The 1,295-nt window shown below is 30.0% G+C and carries 1 protein-coding gene and 1 pseudogene; one reads left to right on the top strand and one right to left on the bottom strand.

Going from position 1 to position 1,295, the window contains the following annotated elements:
- Positions 1 to 384, bottom strand: a pseudogene (locus tag HMPREF9171_RS105435) (YSIRK-targeted surface antigen transcriptional regulator); the annotation flags it as partial.
- Between the two features lie 242 nt (positions 385 to 626).
- On the opposite strand from HMPREF9171_RS105435, the gene HMPREF9171_RS105440 reads away from it, so the two are divergent.
- Positions 627 to 1,295: alpha-like surface protein (locus HMPREF9171_RS105440; protein WP_000489924.1), on the top strand; the 669-nt coding region annotated here is incomplete at its 3' end.

Raw genomic sequence — 1,295 nt, 5'->3', positions numbered from 1 at the left:
TAATTCTCGGATTTGACTAAGTGAGAAGAAAGGTAATTGGGATAGTCTATCAATAAAGTAGTTTTGTTCACTAGCATTGATTTGTGTTTCAGTCAGCTTTTTCTTAAGAAGTAAAGGGTCAATAACATTGCTACGCCAGGGACCGATGATAATATAATATTGTTGAATATGGTGGACAAGAAAAAGTTCTCCTAAAGAGCCATAATGAAATAAAAAATCATGTTGAGTTTTACTAAAGTTACTTAAAATAAGGTAATGATTGTAAAAAAGTGAAATAGTTTTCTCGGATTTATACTCTCTGATAACAGAAAAATTTTGATCACAAACAGTAATAGTTAGACCTAGAAGACTGTGTAATGATTTCAACAGTAGAAAATCAATCATATGAGTTACCACCTTTGATTTAATATGTTATCTATTTTAAAGAATATTTCTTTAAAGTCAACAGAATAATTAGGTAGTCGATACTTTTTTAACAAAATATGATTCAAAAAATCGAAAAAGTCAAATTATATATAAAAAAAAAAGCAGATTAGATTAGATAAAAAAGTATAGATATTCTAATATTTGTTGTTTAAGCCTATAATTTACTCTGTATAGAGTTATACAGAGTAAAGGAGAATATTATGTTTAGAAGGTCTAAAAATAACAGTTATGATACTTCACAGACGAAACAACGGTTTTCAATTAAGAAGTTCAAGTTTGGTGCAGCTTCTGTACTAATTGGTATTAGTTTTTTTGGAGGTTTTACTCAAGGGCAATTTAATATTTCTACAGATACTGTGTTTGCAGCTGAGGTGCTTCAAGGAAGTGCCGCTACATTAAATACAAGTATAACTAAAAATATGCAAAACGGAAACGCTTACATAGATTTATATGATGTAAAATTAGGTAAAATAGACCCATTACAATTAATTGTTTTAAAACAAGGTTTTACAGCAAAGTATGTTATTAAACAAGGTACTCAATACTATGGGGATGTTTCTCAGTTGCAGAGTACAGGAGGGGCTAGGGTTACCTATAATATATTTAGTGAAGACGGACAACCACATGTAAAGCCTGATGGACAGACTGATATAGTGAGTGTTAATTTGACAGTATATGATACTACTGTTCTACGAAAAAAACTAGACGATTTAAAAAAGAAAGCTGAGGACCCCAACTGGTCGGAAAATTCTAGAAACGAAGTTTTAGAAGGAGTTCATACTATTACTGAAGACCTAGATAATAATCCACAGACTGAGGCAAATATCAATGATAAGATAATATTAGTTGATGAATTAGATAAAAAATTG

This window comes from Streptococcus agalactiae ATCC 13813, assembly GCF_000186445.1.
Classification (GTDB): Bacteria; Bacillota; Bacilli; order Lactobacillales; family Streptococcaceae; genus Streptococcus; species Streptococcus agalactiae.
The sequence above is the reverse complement of the archived record's forward strand: the minus strand, read 5'-3'. Positions and strand labels throughout refer to the sequence as shown.